Source organism: Vibrio sp. 10N.237.312.B06, from assembly GCF_041464685.1.
Classification (GTDB): Bacteria; Pseudomonadota; Gammaproteobacteria; order Enterobacterales; family Vibrionaceae; genus Vibrio; species Vibrio tasmaniensis_A.
In genome coordinates this window covers 60,164-77,113 of sequence record NZ_JBFSPI010000001.1, presented here as the reverse complement: position 1 = coordinate 77,113, position 16,950 = coordinate 60,164, and the positions used below count along the sequence as shown (strand labels likewise).

General features: G+C 44.2%; 15 protein-coding genes. 4 read left to right on the top strand and 11 right to left on the bottom strand.

Annotated elements, in window-relative coordinates; all coding sequences use genetic code 11:
• Window positions 1–91 precede the first annotated feature (91 nt).
• Window positions 92–1,660 carry a membrane-bound lytic murein transglycosylase MltF gene (gene mltF / locus AB6C75_RS00345; RefSeq protein WP_372106348.1) on the top strand — a complete coding sequence of 523 codons (1,569 nt, stop codon included), beginning with the start codon at window positions 92–94 and terminating at the stop codon, window positions 1,658–1,660.
• 292 nt (window positions 1,661–1,952) lie between these two features.
• Entirely contained in the window at window positions 1,953–2,087 is a 135-nt protein-coding gene (locus AB6C75_RS00340; RefSeq protein WP_010438952.1) for a hypothetical protein, read from the top strand.
• 61 nt (window positions 2,088–2,148) lie between these two features.
• Here AB6C75_RS00340 and tadA read toward each other — a convergent pair whose 3' ends face one another.
• The 7 genes from tadA to AB6C75_RS00305 form a co-directional block, all read right to left on the bottom strand.
• Window positions 2,149–2,769 carry a tRNA adenosine(34) deaminase TadA gene (gene tadA / locus AB6C75_RS00335; RefSeq protein ID WP_372106346.1) on the bottom strand — a complete coding sequence of 207 codons (621 nt, stop codon included), beginning with the start codon at window positions 2,767–2,769 and terminating at the stop codon, window positions 2,149–2,151.
• Window positions 2,770–2,845: 76 nt separating this feature from the next.
• Entirely contained in the window at window positions 2,846–4,135 is a 1,290-nt protein-coding gene (locus AB6C75_RS00330) for a hemolysin family protein (protein WP_372106344.1), read from the bottom strand.
• A gap of 230 nt (window positions 4,136–4,365) precedes the next feature.
• Complete coding sequence (locus AB6C75_RS00325) at window positions 4,366–5,928, bottom strand: AbgT family transporter (protein WP_012603342.1); 1,563 nt, start codon at window positions 5,926–5,928, stop codon at window positions 4,366–4,368.
• Window positions 5,929–6,225: 297 nt separating this feature from the next.
• Window positions 6,226–6,675 carry a prepilin-type N-terminal cleavage/methylation domain-containing protein gene (locus tag AB6C75_RS00320; protein WP_012603340.1) on the bottom strand — a complete coding sequence of 150 codons (450 nt, stop codon included), beginning with the start codon at window positions 6,673–6,675 and terminating at the stop codon, window positions 6,226–6,228.
• Window positions 6,665–7,975, bottom strand: coding sequence for a hypothetical protein (locus tag AB6C75_RS00315; RefSeq protein ID WP_372106342.1), 1,311 nt, complete (start codon window positions 7,973–7,975; stop codon window positions 6,665–6,667). The genes AB6C75_RS00320 and AB6C75_RS00315 overlap by 11 nt, the downstream gene beginning before the upstream one ends.
• Entirely contained in the window at window positions 7,972–8,604 is a 633-nt protein-coding gene (locus tag AB6C75_RS00310) for a PilW family protein (protein ID WP_012603338.1), read from the bottom strand. The genes AB6C75_RS00315 and AB6C75_RS00310 overlap by 4 nt, the downstream gene beginning before the upstream one ends.
• Entirely contained in the window at window positions 8,585–9,091 is a 507-nt protein-coding gene (locus AB6C75_RS00305; protein WP_372106340.1) for a GspH/FimT family pseudopilin, read from the bottom strand. Before AB6C75_RS00305 ends, AB6C75_RS00310 begins: the two co-directional genes overlap by 20 nt.
• A gap of 51 nt (window positions 9,092–9,142) precedes the next feature.
• Between AB6C75_RS00305 and AB6C75_RS00300 the strand changes: the two genes are divergently transcribed.
• The gene (locus tag AB6C75_RS00300) at window positions 9,143–9,625 is read left to right on the top strand and encodes a type IV pilin protein (RefSeq protein WP_372106397.1); all 483 of its coding nucleotides are present in this window, start codon (window positions 9,143–9,145) and stop codon (window positions 9,623–9,625) included.
• Between the two features lie 157 nt (window positions 9,626–9,782).
• On the opposite strand, the gene dnaJ is transcribed toward AB6C75_RS00300, so the two are convergent.
• The 4 genes from dnaJ to grpE form a co-directional block, all read right to left on the bottom strand.
• Window positions 9,783–10,931 (bottom strand): molecular chaperone DnaJ, encoded by a 1,149-nt coding sequence (gene dnaJ / locus AB6C75_RS00295; protein WP_372106338.1) that lies wholly within the window; start codon window positions 10,929–10,931, stop codon window positions 9,783–9,785.
• Window positions 10,932–11,218: 287 nt separating this feature from the next.
• Entirely contained in the window at window positions 11,219–13,132 is a 1,914-nt protein-coding gene (gene dnaK / locus AB6C75_RS00290; RefSeq protein WP_372106336.1) for a molecular chaperone DnaK, read from the bottom strand.
• A gap of 338 nt (window positions 13,133–13,470) precedes the next feature.
• Window positions 13,471–14,745 (bottom strand): dicarboxylate/amino acid:cation symporter, encoded by a 1,275-nt coding sequence (locus AB6C75_RS00285; RefSeq protein ID WP_009848330.1) that lies wholly within the window; start codon window positions 14,743–14,745, stop codon window positions 13,471–13,473.
• Window positions 14,746–15,133: 388 nt separating this feature from the next.
• A complete protein-coding gene (grpE, locus tag AB6C75_RS00280) occupies window positions 15,134–15,715 on the bottom strand; it encodes a nucleotide exchange factor GrpE (protein ID WP_372106334.1) in 582 nt (193 codons plus the stop codon).
• A 143-nt stretch (window positions 15,716–15,858) separates the two neighbouring features.
• Here grpE and nadK point away from each other — a divergent pair, with 143 nt between their 5' ends.
• Window positions 15,859–16,743, top strand: a complete 885-nt coding sequence (nadK, locus tag AB6C75_RS00275; RefSeq protein ID WP_009848328.1) for an NAD(+) kinase — start codon at window positions 15,859–15,861, stop codon at window positions 16,741–16,743.
• Window positions 16,744–16,950: the final 207 nt, after the last annotated feature.

Here is a 16,950-nt window from a genome sequence, read left to right as displayed (position 1 = left end):
CAGCACTTTTACAACTGTTTAAATAAACCTGCTTTGCCAGCCTTGCGGGGTTTGGTATAAAGGGGCTTCCACTTTTCGAGATTTCATTTTGATGCCTAAATTTACGCTCATCTTTTCGTCTAAGTTCCTTCTGCTCGCCATTACCCTAATTGGGTTGGCTGGATGCCAGATTGAGTCAGAACCTAAAAGTGTCCTTGAGCAGATACGAGAGCGAGGCGTTCTTCGCGTCGGCACCCTAAATAACCAGCTCTCTTATTACATTGGTCCCGATGGCCCTGCTGGTTTGGATTACGAGTTAGCTCGTGAATTTGCGCAGGAGCTTGGTGTACAGCTTGAGATTAAACCCGCTTACCGTTTATCCGGCCTATTTCCAGCCTTAAAGAAAGGCGAGATCGATCTTATCGCGACAGGATTAACGCAAAACAATAACCTGACACGCGCTTATCGCGCTGCGCCCGCCTATTACTATGTAAGCCAGCAAGTGGTGTATAAAAAAGGCCAGTGGCGCCCAAGAAACCTTCAACAACTGATCAAGTTCGAGAATAAGCGTCAAGCTGATTTCGTAAAAGCACAAACTGAATCAGAAGAGCCGGCATCTACCGAAACATTGACGCCATCTTTAGTGGTAGTGAAGGACTCACATTTTGAGCCAACGCTAAAACAGATCCAGAACAAGCACGATGACTTTATCTACGATGCAATAGGTAATGCTGACATCAACGACCTGCTAAAAGAAGTCTCTACAGGTGAGCGCTTGTTTACTGTTGCAGACTCGATTGAGCTGTCACTCGCACAACGCTTATACCCAGACGTAGCCTTAGCTTTTGAACTGACGGAAGATCAACCTATCTCTTGGTATTTACAGAAGTCTGAAGATGAAAACCTTTATGCATTACTGATTGAGTTCTTTGGTAACCTAAAACAGTCTGGTGAACTGGCTTCACTGGAAGAGAAGTACATCGGTCATATCGGCACCTTTGATTACGTTGATACTCGTGCATTTATCCGCGCATTGGATAGCAAGCTGCCAAAATGGTCGCCGCTATTTCAGAAATATTCTCAAGAATTTGACTGGCGCTTGATTGCCGCTTTAGCATACCAAGAGTCACACTGGAATCCTGTCGCACGCTCTCCAACAGGTGTTCGAGGCATGATGATGCTGACACTGCCTACTGCGAAGAGCGTTGGTGTAACCAATCGTCTCGATCCGAAACAGTCGGTACAAGGCGGTGTTGAATACCTGCGTCGTATCGTGAATCGAGTACCAGATTCAATCACCCAACACGAGAAGATCTGGTTTGCGCTTGCCTCATATAACGTAGGTTACGGGCACATGATGGATGCTCGTCGCTTAACCAAAGCACAAGGCGGTGATCCTGATGCTTGGGGGGATGTGAAAGACAGGCTTCCCCTGCTAAGACAGAAGAAGTACTACAGCAAAACTCGTTACGGGTATGCGCGTGGTGATGAAGCAAGGAATTACGTTGAGAACATTCGCCGTTATTATCAGAGCATTATTGGCCATGTAAATAAGCGTAATAAAGAGGAAGAAGCGAGCCTTGAAGGTTTGGTCGTTATCCCACCTCTAGAGGTATCAAATGCTGAATCAACAATCAGTGAAACTGAATCCGCAGTGAACGACGCTGAGTCTTCCAAATAAAAGAAAAAGAGCAATGCCATTTAGCATTGCTCTTTTTTATTGCATCACGATAAATGACCAAAACAAACAAAACGCCTGCGATATCCAGAGTGTCATATTGCAGTAACAATCGAACTTTATAACGTCACACCATAAGCGAAATAATGCTCTGTTGCATTCAGCTCTTAGCCATCACGATAGTGGTTCAGAAAGCCAACGCTAAGTTCGTGGCAAAGCTTATAAGCAAATAACCACTATAATTAAAACTGAAGTCATAATTACAAAGCCAGACGACAAATAGGAAATCGTTGAAATGATGAAGAACAAACTGAAATCGAAACGCCTTGATAAGACCGTTGCTGCCAACCGTCGTAAGCGTATGCTTTCAAATAATAAGAAGAAGATCATTTGGCGCAACCGTGCTTTCATGCAGATGATTGCTGAGTAAAAGTAATGACCAAGTAAGTTTGCTTGGCACTCTTATGATTGAGAGTGCCGAAAGCTCGCTGCTATTTTTTGTTACAGACCTTGTTCTTGTTACTTGCTTTATCGGATTCTAAACGCTGCTCTTCCTGCAAACGCTCAAGCTTTCGCTTCTCTTTTATCTCTTTTCTACGACGTTTAAAAAACGCCTGTAGTTGTTCACGACACTCTTCCTCTAACAAACCATGCTCAACATCGGCATAGTGGTATGAGGCTTGGCTTTCAAAGAGATTCAATACCGTACCCGCCGCACCCGCTTTTAAGTCTGGAGCACCAAACACAATGCGCTTTACTCGGCTGTGTAATAAGGCACCCGCGCACATTGGGCACGGTTCTAAGGTGACATACAAAGTGGTATCAAGTAAGCGATAGTTTTCCAAGGCTTGACCTGCTTTACGCAAGGTTTCGATTTCTGCATGTGCGGTTGCATCGTGGCAGCCAATCGAGCGGTTCCATCCTTCAGAGATAACCTCCCCATCTTTCACTAGTACAGCACCAACGGGAACCTCTCCCTCTTTTTCTGCTTGCTTAGCTACCTCGATGGCGCGTCGCATGAAGATTTCATCTTGAGGGCTGAATTGATGGTCTGACAAAGGGAGCTCCAGAAAACAAAGGATAAAAACGAAAATAGGTATGCGGTGAAGCATACCTAATCTTCGTGATAATGAACAATAAAGAGATAAGAGACAATGAACAATCGCCGCTTACTGGTTAGGCGGATCGCTAGCTATTGGCGCCTTCTATGTCATCGGCTATTTGCGTCGCTTTGATACTCACAATGCGATTGTTCTCAACAGAGATAACTTCAAACTGCCACTGCTGGTATTGAACAACTTCACCTGCATCAGGTAAGCGCCCTATTAACCAAGTCACTAGGCCATTCAACGTTTGGAAGCTCTCGCTTTCCCCCTCAAAATCCGACAGCTCTAAGCGGTTTTTCAGTTCACTGATAGGAATCAATCCATCCACCAGTAATCCATCTTCCACTTGCTCTGTCCAAAGATCTTTAGGGTTGTTCGATAACTCACCAGCAATCGCCTCTAGGATATCGTAATGAGTCACAAGGCCTTGAACATCGCCATATTCATCAACAATGAATGCCATCTCTGTACCCGACTCTTTAAAATAGCCAAGCAGACGTAAAGCCTTCATCGATTCTGGAACATAGATCGGAGAGCGAGATAGCCCCATGATCACTTGAATATTTAAATTGCCCGCCTGATTCAATAAGGCTTTGGCTGACACCGTACCGACCACTTTATTTAGGTGGTCTTGGCACAATGGAAACACACTATGCTTTGAACTGCGCAGCTTTTTAAATATCTGCTCAACCGGTTGGCTAATATCCAGAAAGTCGACGTCTCGACGTGGCGTCATCAACGAGCTCACCAAACGGTCATCAAGCTGTAAGATATTGCGAATCATCTCTTGCTCGCCACGTTCAATCACACCAGATTCCGAGCCTTCTTTCACGAGTGCATGAATATCATCTTCCGTCACACTGTCTTCTTCGCCACCACGTCCCATTAACTTGAGAATACCTTCCGTAGAAGCAGACAACGCAAACACAAACGGCGTCGCAATTTTAGATAACCAGAAGATAGGCAGCGCGACTAGCACAGCAATGTTTTCAGCTTGAGATTGAGCAAAACGTTTTGGTACTAGCTCACCTACAACAATCGCGAAGTAAGTAATACCCATAACGACTACCGTGGTAGACAGGATATTCGCTTGTGTTGGATCGAGTCCCCACAGTTCAAGTTGAACGGCCAGTGGAGCAGAAAGCGTCGCCTCACCCACAATACCGCTGAGTAGGCCGATTACCGTAATACCGATTTGAATGGTTGAAAGGAAGCGGGTTGGATTTTCTTTGAGCTCAAGAGCAACCTGAGCGGAGCGATGTTTTTCGGCTAAGCGTTTCAGCCGACTATTCTTTGCTGCTACCAGTGCAATCTCTGACATGGCAAACAGACCATTTAAAACAATTAACCCTACTAAAAGCAGAATCTTCATGTGGCTTGGATTTCCTAAATTTACCGGCCAACAATTAGCCGTAATCCGGAGTATAAGCTGAGTGCCTTTATTTTGAATATAAAAAGTTTGGGATATAGAAAGTTTGGGATATAAAAAGTCTTTGCTATAAAAATCTTGGATAAAAAAACAGAAAAAAATAGCAAAAAAAAGCCCGCACATTTCGGTGCGGGCTTAGCAATGAATAAAGCTTAATTTTGCTTAGTTCAATCTTACATTGTGTAAGTGTAAGGAGCTTGGATACCTAGCGGGATACCAAGAGCCCAGTAACCTAGCAAGAAAATAGACCAACCGATTAGCATAGCAATCGAGAATGGCATCATTAGAGAAGCTAGAGTACCGATACCTGTCGACTTAACGTAACGTTGACAGTAAACAACAACCAGTGGGAAGAACACCATCAGTGGAGAGATGATGTTAGACACTGAATCGCCTACACGGTAAGCCGCTTGAGATAGCTCAGGAGAGATACCCACAACCATTAACATAGGAACTAAGATAGGACCAATCAGTGCCCACTTTGCTGAAGCTGAACCTACAAGAAGGTTAACTGAAGCCGTTAGTAGAATCATACCAACAACCGTTGCTTCACCAGGAAGATCCATTGCTTTCAAGCCTTCAGCACCGTAAAGCGCCAGCATAGTACCGATGTTTGATTGAGCAAATGCTGATAGGAACTGAGCACAGAAGAACGACATTACAATGTATGCGCCCATCGTTGCCATCGTCTCAGACATTGCTTTGATAACATCATTACTATTCTTGAAGGTACCCGCTACACGGCCGTAGACGATACCCGGAATAATAAACAGGATGAAGATCAGAGGAACGATAGACTTCATTACTGGTGCTGAGAACGCCGTTAGTTCGCCTTCTGGTGAACGAAGTGCTGAGTTTTCAGGCATTAGAGCCGCGATAAGCAGACCAATACCGGCAACCATTGCCCAACCAGCGAATTTGAATGCTTTAGATTCAATGGCTGTAAACGTACCTAGATCAGGTGCTTGTTCTGCATCTTCATCGACAGGCGTATTAGCAAGACGAGGCTCGATGATTTTCTCTGTAACGTACCAACCAATTGCCACAATTAGAATTGAAGACAAACCAGTAAAGAAGATGTTCGCTAGAGGGTTGATCACGTATGCAGGGTCAAGAACGTTTGCCGCTGTTTGAGTGAAACCTGCGAGTAGCGGGTCAATACCTGAAGGAATGAAGTTCGCTGAGAAACCACCGGATACACCAGCAAATGCTGCTGCAATACCCGCTAGAGGGTGACGACCCGCTGCGTGGAAGATGATACCGCCAAGAGGGATTACTAGAACGTAACCTGCATCTGCTGCTGTGTGAGACACGATAGCAACAAGAATTAGCATTGGCGTTAGCAACTTAGCTGGCGTGAAGTTAAGCATCTTCTTAAGGCCAGTCGTAATGAAGCCTGAAGAGTCAGCAACGCCAACACCTAGCATAGCAACAAGTACGATGCCTAGCGGTGCGAAGCCTGTGAACGTGGTAACCATATTCGCTAGGAAGCTAGCAAGCGCTTCACCAGTAAGTAGGTTGTTTACTTCTAGAGCAGCACCCGTTTGAGGGTTGATTAGGTCGAATGAAAGGTTCGACAAAAGTGCAGATGCTACCCATACAATAACTAGAGCCCAGAAGAACAGAATTGCTGGATCTGGAATTTTGTTGCCGGCGCGTTCAATGAAGTTTAGAAAGCGGTCCATACCACTGATCTTCTCAGTCGATGGTGCTTTTTTTACGGCTTGGTTACTCATTGTAACTCCATATGTGATGTTGTTTGTTTAGGCCTAATATAAGTTTTGACCATGGCCTATTGGTACAGCACATATTCTATTAAAGTCGCTGTTAAAAAGCACAAGGTTCCACATCATTCTCCATAAATGGAGACATATTTTGCAAAAATACTGTACAACAGCAACAATATAAAAACACAAAAAACACCATTCCATATACAGAGTTTTAACTGGCACGTAAACAATGTCCGAGGAGTGAAAACTACCAGTAAAGGAGAAGCGTAGGGCTTGGCATGCAGTAAACGTTTGCTTAATAGATCAATCAAACTCACTGTATTTGGAGAGCATAGTTTCGAGGTGAATGCTTTGAGCACGGTTCATGCGATCTCGCCATGCAACAGTCACCGTAATGTTTTTCAAAGCGTGAGACAAGGCACCACTGGCATTTGTCACCTCACAGCTCATCGTATACCCAGAGCCCGACAAACCAGATAAAGGATCCGAACTTGTCGCATTGCGACAGTAGTCCGCTTGATTGAGATCCGTAAAAAGGATTAACCCTACAGCTCCCCCCACATCCGATACACGAGTTCGATAATACTCCATCTGCCTTTCGGCAAAGTGAAGCGCTTCTACACTGTGCAGCGCGTAATCCGATTTTTGTTCTGCATAGACCTGTAGCTTAACCAACCCTAGCGAAGCGATACCGATCAATAGAAAAGAGATCAGGACCTCTATCAAGCTAAAACCTGAATTTTTATAAGTCATTCCATGATCCCTTTTTCCATTTGGCTTTCAAAGGAACACTATGGGGGTTGTATTCACCTGTGTAATCTAAGTTAATCGAACCTTGAATTGTCGATAACCCACCAACTGAATCAAAGAACATCCCTCCCTTGGGGAAAAAAGAAGCAAATCCAATATAAACCGAATTGCTCTGCACTAAGCCGGCGATAGGTATCGTATTTGGAACTTTGGCCCATAAGCCGCTCAACAGGTCCGTATCAACATCAGGGGAGGCTGGTTCGTCGTATATACTCATATCATTTAGGTGATAAAAGGAACCATCAAACACACTTGCATTACCGTTCGCAACGATGCCATCTTGAATCACTAATGAACGTGGAGTAATAACTCCGGGGATAGGTTCTACCACATTAATTGGTGGGTGATAGACCACGCAATCACCGATCACCCACACCTTATCTTTACCACTAGTAAAGGCATTATTAATCGCTTGGCTACACTTATTACCTTGATACTTCCCATTGACTAAATCAATGTGCTTGGGGGGAGATACAGTCCTGTCAATGAGGTCAATCACATGATAATCACGCTTAATCTGGTCAATATTTTCTGGCGTTTTAGATACCCCAAAGTAATTAGAGAAAGTATCGATGGCTGGGTCAAATTTGAAATCTGATTGAAAAGCATTCGAAGGCAATGACCCAACTGAATCAATGGTTGCATTGCGGTTAATATCGGTTGTCGGTTGGCAAGACTCAAAGGTAGGAAAAGGAGGGAGACCGCCCGTAGGTGTGATTGTCTTCAGACGCCCGCCGCCTTGGTTTTTATAGATCACACTATCTAAGAACCGAACAGACACACATTCGTTAATACCACCGACCGCAGTAAGACTAATATCTGGGGTAATATCGATATTGTGATCAGAAATAAACTCCAAACTCGAATTGGTTTGCATCGCCCCTAGCCCCGACGAATTGTTAAAACTTATCTCTTTGTTGAGAGATAAATAGTGAGCACTCGACACCAATATATTCGGTGTTAGGTTATCTGATTTCAACGTAAGGACTTTCGACTGCTGACAGTGATTCATTAAATCATTGGGAATTGCCGTGAGATCATTTTCAGCTATATAGGTAAAACCACACTCCAACCCAGCCTCGGCGTTCCAATGAGCTTTGCGGACTTGAACTTCATTCTGCGCGACCTTAATTTGATGAAAAACGCTGCGATAGGTGCCCAAAGTAACAATTAAAGCACTCAACACTAAAACAGATGTGATTAACAACGTAGCCACTCCAGCTTGCTGCTTTACCGAGGTCATTGCCAATTCCTTTGCTTAACGGTTATAGCGACGCCTTTAGAGATCCCAGCACTCGGAATTGACGCAACAATATTCAAATCAGTGAGCGTAGTGCTCACCCCATTTTTGCTCAACACTTGTGAGGATATTGATAAATCGTCGACGGAAATAATGCTATCGTCGAAAAGTGAGTAGCATGAGGTAACTTGATCATGGGCTAAAATGTTCCCTGGAGTAAGAACGCCCTTTTCACAAACTTTCAATCGAGTCCCCTCCTTTTTATACACGATATTCCTGTAATTTTTTCCGTCAGTTGATCCCTCTTTCAAATAGACGAACCCCACCTCAACACCACCGCTAACATGAATCGTATTAACGGCATTTAATAGCTTCAGGGATTCGCCATTTGAACCATCGTAGCCTGCTCGTTGAATATCTTCTTTCATTACCTGCATCGTGCTCGTAAGGTTTTGCAGCAGCAATAGCTCAATACCTTTATCTTTGGCTATTCTGTGCCCCGTCATAAATACGCTGCCGATAATAGCAATCGCGAATACACCAATAACGGAGGTGACCATCAGTTCAATGAGAGAGGCGCCCTTTTGCTTTCGCAAGCTTCTGCTGCGGGCCTTAGCAAGCATAGTAACCATACTGAGCGCCTGATTCGCCGCACACTTTAATTCGCCCAGGAGGGCTAGATAGTTTAATCAAAAGCCGGTCGGTTGAAGCTCTTTTAGGAGCCAAGTAAATCGTACCTCTGGCAGGCCTTCCTCTTACACTTTCAAAGCTGATTTTTGAGCCTGTATAGTTATGAGAAAACGATAAATCTCGAAACGGTTCTCCCGACAACATCAGCAATGTATCACCAGACAGATCTTCCGTAGGCTTCAACCATACTGTCCACTCCCCCGTAGATTGCTCTTCATTTTTAGCCGTCGAGAAATGTACCCAGAGTTTTTGATTTCTTTTCACAGACTCAGACTTTGCCTGTACTAAGAAGCCATTCAACTCCCCAGCAAGGCGCTGTATCTTGACTGTTTGGGTGATTGAACTAAAACTCGGAGCAGCCGTCGCTACCAATATCGACAGTATCGACACCGTTATTAACAGCTCTAATAAAGTAAACCCGCGAGTCATTTCCCAAATTCCTATGTAATCAGATGCGTAAGAATGTTTAATCTTGCACCGATGCTACCATCCGAGAAAAATGGACAGAGTTATGAAAGGAAACTACTCGTGAAGATTCGAATAAAAAGATGTAACAACAACAATTTAAGTATGAAAGGAATGACACTGATCGAAGTATTGATCGCTGTTGCCATTGTAGGAGTACTCAGTGCAATAGCTTATCCAAGCTACACAAGCCATGTTTTAAAATCGCATCGAATGACAGCGATAGGAGATATGGCAAAAATTCAACTTGAACTTGAGAGTGCTTACGCCGGAAATTATGCCACGGCTGCTGGAAACATAGTTTCTGGAGGGACGTGCTCGTTTTGCGATACCGATACAAGCAGGTACACACTAACAATCTCGGCTAGCAGTACCTCATACTCCGTTCAAGCAGAACCACACGCACCACAGACAAATGATGACTGCTTAGACTCACCGACTGATATTCTGGAGTTACATCACTCAGGTGTTTCAGAGCCTCAAGCGTGTTGGAAGTAACAAGAACAACCACCAAAGGGCTCGATAATTTATCTGAGAAATCTCGACTCTTTCTTCTCTGATCTTCTTTTCTCTGATCTACAGATACAAAAAAACCTGCTACATGAGCAGGTTTTATTTTTTATTAGTAACTTAAGCTACCAAATCACTGAACTGATTACTTAGTTAGGTCATCAAAGAAGTTTTTCACGCCGCTGAAGAAACCTTCAGATTTTGGCTTGTGCTTGCTTGCCGCTTCACCACAACATGTTTCTTCAAATTCACGCAGTAGTTCTTTTTGACGAGAGCTTAGCTTAACCGGTGTTTCAACCACTAGCTTAACGATTAGATCACCCACACCGCCGCCACGAACGCCTTTCACGCCTTTGCCACGCATACGGAACATACGGCCCGTTTGTGTCTCTTCTGGCACTTTAAGGTTTACACGGCCATCGAGTGTTGGAACTTCAACTTCACCACCTAAAGCAGCCATAGAGAAGCTTACTGGCACTTCGCAGTAAAGGTTGTTGCCGTCACGCTCAAAGATATTGTGCTCTTTTACGTGTACTTGTACGTACAAGTCGCCAGCTGGAGCGCCGTGCTCCCCTGCTTCGCCTTCGCCAGATAGACGAATGCGATCACCAGTATCAACACCTGCTGGGATCTTAACGTTAAGCGTTTTCGTCTTCTGTTTGCGACCTTGACCATGACATGAGTTACATGGGTCTTTGATGATCTTGCCTTTACCGTTACAAGTAGGACAAGTCTGTTGAACCGCAAAGAAACCTTGGCGCATTTGTACCTGGCCGTGGCCATGACAAGTACCACACGTTTGTGCAGAAGAACCCGCTTTCGCGCCGCTACCATCACAAATGTCACATTCAACAAGTGTTGGTACTTCAATCTCTTTAGATACACCACGAACGGCTTCTTCTAGAGAAAGCTCCATGTTGTAACGCAAATCAGAACCACGTTGTGCACGCGCTTGACCGCCGCCACGACGACCACCGCCAAAGATATCGCCAAATACGTCACCGAAGATATCGCCGAAATCACCTTGGCCACCGCCGCCGTAACCGCCGCCACCACCCATGCCACCTTGTTCAAAAGCTGCGTGGCCGTATTGGTCGTAAGCTGCTTTCTTTTGAGCATCGGTTAGGATCTCGTACGCTACTTTTACTTCTTTAAATTTGTCTGCTGCGCTTTCATCACCCTGATTACGGTCCGGGTGGAATTTCATCGCTAAGCGTTTGTACGCTTTTTTAATATCGCGCTCTGATGCATCACGGCTTACGCCTAATACTTCGTAAAAATCACGTTTTGACATGTTCTAGGTCACCAAAATAATTGCTACTGCCGAATGATCACTTCAGCAGTCTGTGTATCAATCTAGATAAAAGTTCTGTCGGCTGAAACGCCGAATAAAGCTATTATCTAGATCGACAAGTCTAAATACAAATTTACGGGCGTGAGAGTTACCTCTGACGCCCGCAATAATAAGTCTTTGAGACAATGAATTTCTAAGCAAGTAGCTTGAGTTCTAGGAGGAAGCGCGGAGCCTACGCTAGTAGGTGAGCACTTCCGACAACGAAATCAGGCTACTCTGCGACGAAATTATTTTTTGTCTTCTTTTACTTCTTCGAACTCAGCGTCTACCACATCGTCGTCTTGCTTAGGTTGTTCACCAGCGTCAGCACCAGCTTGTTCAGCTTGAGCTTTCTGTTGAGCAATTTCCATTAGCTTTTGAGCTGCTTGCATAAGTTCTTGAACTTTAGCGTCGATAGCTTCTTTGTCGTCACCAGACTTAACTGATTCTAGAGCTTCGATAGCTGCTTCGATTTTAGCTTTCTCGTCTGCAGGTAGAGCTTCACCAGCTTCTTCTACTTGCTTCTTAGTGCCGTGAATCATTTGGTCAGCTTGGTTACGTGCAGTTACTAGCTCTTCGAACTTCTTGTCAGCTTCTTTGTTAGCTTCTGCTTCTTGAACCATTGCTTCGATCTCTTCCTCAGACAAACCGCCTGATGCTTGGATAATGATCTTCTGCTCTTTACCTGTCGCTTTATCTTTAGCAGATACGTTCAGAATACCATCAGCATCTAGGTCGAATGTTACTTCAACTTGTGGCATGCCACGTGGTGCTGGTTGGATACCTTCTAGGTTGAACTGACCAAGAGACTTGTTGTAAGTCGCTTGCTTACGCTCACCTTGAAGAACGTGGATAGTTACTGCGCTTTGGTTGTCTTCAGCTGTAGAGAACACTTGATCCGCTTTAGTAGGGATAGTTGTGTTTTTCTCGATAAGCTTAGTCATTACGCCGCCCATCGTTTCGATACCGAAAGATAGAGGAGTAACGTCTAGAAGAAGAACGTCTTTAACTTCACCAGCTAGTACACCACCTTGAACAGCAGCACCCATTGCAACAGCTTCGTCAGGGTTCACGTCTTTACGTGGCTCTTTACCGAAGAATTCAGTTACTTTAGCTTGAACCATAGGCATACGAGTCTGACCACCTACTAGGATAACGTCAGTGATTTCGCCTACAGATAGGTCAGCATCTGCTAGAGCAACTTTTAGTGGCTCAAGAGAACGTTGAACTAGGTCTTCAACTAGAGACTCAAGCTTCGCGCGAGTCACTTTGATGTTCATGTGCTTAGGACCAGTCGCATCAGCAGTAACGTAAGGTAGGTTTACGTCAGTTTGAGTAGTAGAAGAAAGCTCGATTTTCGCTTTTTCTGCTGCTTCTTTAACACGCTGCATTGCTAGTGGATCAGCTTTAAGGTCGATACCTTGCTCTTTCTTGAACTCATCTACTAGGTAGTTGATCATGCGGTTATCGAAATCTTCACCACCAAGGTGAGTATCACCGTTAGTTGAAAGTACTTCGAAAGTCTTCTCGCCTTCTACTTCATCGATTTCGATGATAGAGATATCGAATGTACCACCACCAAGGTCGTATACAGCGATAGTGCGATCACCACCTTGCTTGTCTAGGCCGTAAGCCAGAGCAGCAGCAGTAGGTTCGTTGATGATACGTTTAACATCTAGACCAGCGATACGGCCAGCATCTTTCGTTGCTTGACGTTGAGCATCGTTGAAGTAAGCAGGAACAGTTACTACTGCGCCAGTTACTTCTTCGCCTAGGAAGGCTTCAGCTGTTTTCTTCATTTTCTTAAGAACTTCAGCAGATACTTGAGGAGCAGCCATTTTTTGGCCTTGCGCTTCAACCCATGCATCACCGTTATCAGCTTTAACAATGTTAAAAGGCATGATTTCGATATCGCGTTGAACTTCTTCATCTTCAAAACGACGACCGATTAGACGCTTAATCGCGTATAGCGTGTTTTGAGGGTTAGTAACAGCTTGACGTTTCGCAGGTTGACCAACTAGCGTCTCGCCTTCAGTGTATGCGATTACCGATGCTGTTGTGCGTTCGCCTTCAGCATTTTCTAATACGCGTGGTTTGTCACCGTCAAGAACAGCAACACAAGAGTTAGTAGTACCTAAATCAATACCAATGATTCGACCCATCAGGCTTTCTCCGAATAAATTCTATTTAGTTTTTTGCTATACCCACTATGTGGGGGGTAGTAATCAGGGATTCAACCCTAATACACAAAATTTAAATGCAAATGTATTTTGCTTTCGTATGCACCATAGATAAGGGCTCACGAATCCTTTTCAAGGGGGATACTGGATTTTTTCACATTTATTTTGATAAAAGGAATGGTTAGACACGAATACATATCATTACCTTCACATAAGCCCAGTAACTGGGTTTATCACCCAATAAAAAACGGAGCCACTTAGGCTCCGTTTGTCTATTCAGGCTTTCCACTTAGATTTCATCTATAGAGGAAAATCTCTGATTACGCTTCTGCTTTCTTTAGCTCAGCTTCTTCGTTTGTTTCAACGCCGATTTCGCCTTCAGACTTAGCAACGATAGTGTTAACCGCTGTATCACCTACTACGTTAGAAGAAGTACAGAACATATCGTTGATACGGTCTACCGCAGCAATGATAGCTAGACCTTCTGGTGGTAAACCTAGTTGGTGCAATAGAACACCTACCATTACAACACCACCACCTGGAACACCACCAGCACCGATAGACAGTAGCAAGATAGTTAGACCCAGAGTAAAGATGTCAGCCGTGTTGATTGGTTGACCGAATGCGTTTGCTACGAACATTGTCGCGAGTGCGATGTAGATAGAGACACCAGACATGTTCATTGTCGCACCCAGTGGTACACCGAAGCCTGCCACAGATCTTGATACACCAAGCTTTTCAGTTAGAGTGCGCATCGTTACTGGGATAGTCGCGTTCGAGCTTGCCGTCGATAGTGAGAAAAGGATTTGCTCACGAGTTGCACGTAGGAATTGCTTAGGCGTAATACCTGTCGCGATACCAACCATCATTGGGTAGAAGAAGAAAATCCAGAACACTAGCATCGCAACAACAAGCGCTACGTAGCCCGCTACAGACATAAGTGTCTCAGCGTTCAGTGTCGCACCTAGTTGAATCATCAGAGCGAATACACCAAATGGCGCCAAGCTCATGACTAGGCCGATAAGCTTCATCATGATTTCGTTAGCCATCTTGAACGTTTTGATCGCTGGACCGCCACGTGAATCAAGAGCCTGAATAGCAAGACCAGTCAAAATCGCCATGAAGATGATCTGTAGCATGTCGCCGCTTGCAAACGCCTGAACTGGGTTGCTAGGAACGATGTTCACAACAAGAGAGAAGATATCTGGAGTTTCAGTTGTTGTTAGTTGAACTGTCTCAGAGATCGTTCCGGCTAAATCTGCACCAGCACCCGGTTGGAAAATAAGGCCAACAGTTAGGGCTGCAGAAATCGCGATGATGGTGTTGATAATGTAAAGAGCAAAAGTTTTACCACCTAGGCGACCGAAAGAACGGATGTCTTTCAATTCAACAATTCCGCAAACGATAGATACGTATACCAGTGGAACAACCAATAGTTTGATCAAAGAGACAAACATACCACCGACACCTTCTGCTAGACCTAGCAGGTAAGTATCAAATACTGCAATACCGTTGAATAGGTACTGAATAGCAGTACCAATAAGTAGGCCGGCAAACAAGCCTACAAAAATCTTACTTGAGAGCGATTTGTCCATCGTTCTTCTCCAGTTTGTTGTGTTTGAAATTTGTACTTTTATAGTTATATATGCGAATGAAATCGCTATATCGCAGTGAATTTTACATACAAAGATAACAATTAAAAGCATTTATTTACAAAAACATTACAAGTGTGACATCAAAACATTTCCTCATTAACAACCAGTTTCATAATATAAAACTCTAAATCATTGTTCTGGGTAATATAAAAAGAACAACATTCTTAATGCGGTTTTGATGACTATTTACGTGGGCTCTCAAGTTATAGGCACAAAAAAAGAGAGGCATATGCCTCTCTTTTCATTTAACGTAAACCAGTGATTTATTTTGTCGCCGCGACTTACTCAGTCAATGCGCGACTGAATCACTTGGCAGCGTAACACGTCATTACTTAGCAACCATAACCATCGCAGGGCGAACCACACGACCGTTTAACTCGTAACCTTTTTGCATTACGAACATAACCGTGTTTGATTCGTGATCTGGACTTTCTTGGATAGACATCGCTTGGTGGAATTCAGGGTTGAACACTTCACCTTCAGGGTTGATCTCTTTAAGACCAAACTTAGCAACTGTGTCTACAAACGTTTTGTGCGTTAGCTCAACACCTTCAAACAGTGGCTTAACCACTTCGTTTTCAGCATCTGCCGCTTGCATTGCACGCTCTAGGTTGTCGATGACAGGAAGTAGACCTTCAGCAAACTTGTTCAAAGCGAATTTACGCGCCTTATCAATTTCTTGCTCGCTACGGCGACGCATGTTTTCAACTTCAGCTTTTGCGCGAAGAACAGAATCTTGCTGCTCTTTCACTTTAGATTCGCTAGAAAGTAGTGCAGCTTCTAGTTGAGCGATTTTTACTTCTTGCTCATCAACAGACTCTTCATTTAGCTCAGCTTCTTCAACTTTCTCAGCTTCAGCAATGATTTGATCTAGCTCTTCTTCCGTTACTTTGTTTTCTTCGTTGCTCATGATCTCTCCAGAATTCGTTTTCAATGCAAGTGACAGGTGTGTTTGCACCCCAAATTGATATAAAACACTCGCATAGACGTTCAACTTGCCTTTATTATGGGGATGAAGAATTTTGATTCAAGCCTAATTCGTTTGGAAACGTTATGAAAAAGCCATTTGAAGTCATCGCCATTATTGGTAAACCTCGAGATCAGCAAGCAATTCAGACTCATAGAGAGCTCTATCAGTGGTTAAGTACTGAGGGTTATCAAGTGTTTGTGGATGACAGACTCGCTACAATTTTAGACGATATCCCACAAGAACATTTTTCTAGCCTAATTGAATTAGGTAAACGCGCCGATCTCGCCATTGTGGTGGGTGGTGACGGAAATATGCTCGGTGCCGCTAGAATCTTGTCACGTTTCGATATTTCAGTGATTGGCGTAAACCGAGGTAACCTAGGTTTCCTTACCGATCTTAATCCTGAAAACTTCCAGAGTGCGCTTACTGATGTACTCAAGGGTGAATTCATGGAAGAAGAGCGCTTCTTACTTGAAACTGAAATTCATCGTCATGGCCAAATAAAAAGCCACAACGCCGCACTCAACGAAGCAGTACTTCACCCCGGTCAAGTCGCACATATGATCGAGTTCGAAGTGTATATCGATGACAGCTTCGCCTTCTCACAGCGTTCTGATGGCTTGATCGTCTCAACACCGACAGGTTCTACCGCTTATTCGCTTTCTGGCGGTGGTCCTATCCTGTCATCAAGCTTAAATGCAATTTCATTAGTACCAATGTTCCCACACACCCTTTCAAGCCGACCACTTGTGGTGGATGGAAAGCGTCGTATCAAGCTGATCGTATCGCCTGATAACCGCGGTACTCAGGAAGTCAGCTGCGATGGTCAAATCTCGCTACCAGTTTCCCCTGGCGATGAGATCCACATTTACCAAAGCCCAAATGTGCTCAAGCTGATCCACCCTAAAGACTACAATTACTACCATGTTCTACGTAACAAACTAGGCTGGTCGAGTAAGCTGTTCTAAAAGAATAAAAGATCCAGAAGTAACCGAAAATTTGAAAGGCTGACGACATTCGTCAGCCTTTTTTGTTACCAGTAAAAAGCCCGTCGGCTCTCGCTTCTTGTCAATTTGCTTATACCGTCATTCTCAAGAGGGAGGAACGACTGAATTGGGAATCTATAGCGGTTTCAGTGATCTACGAACAACCTCAATTCTGAGATCTGTCGCAAA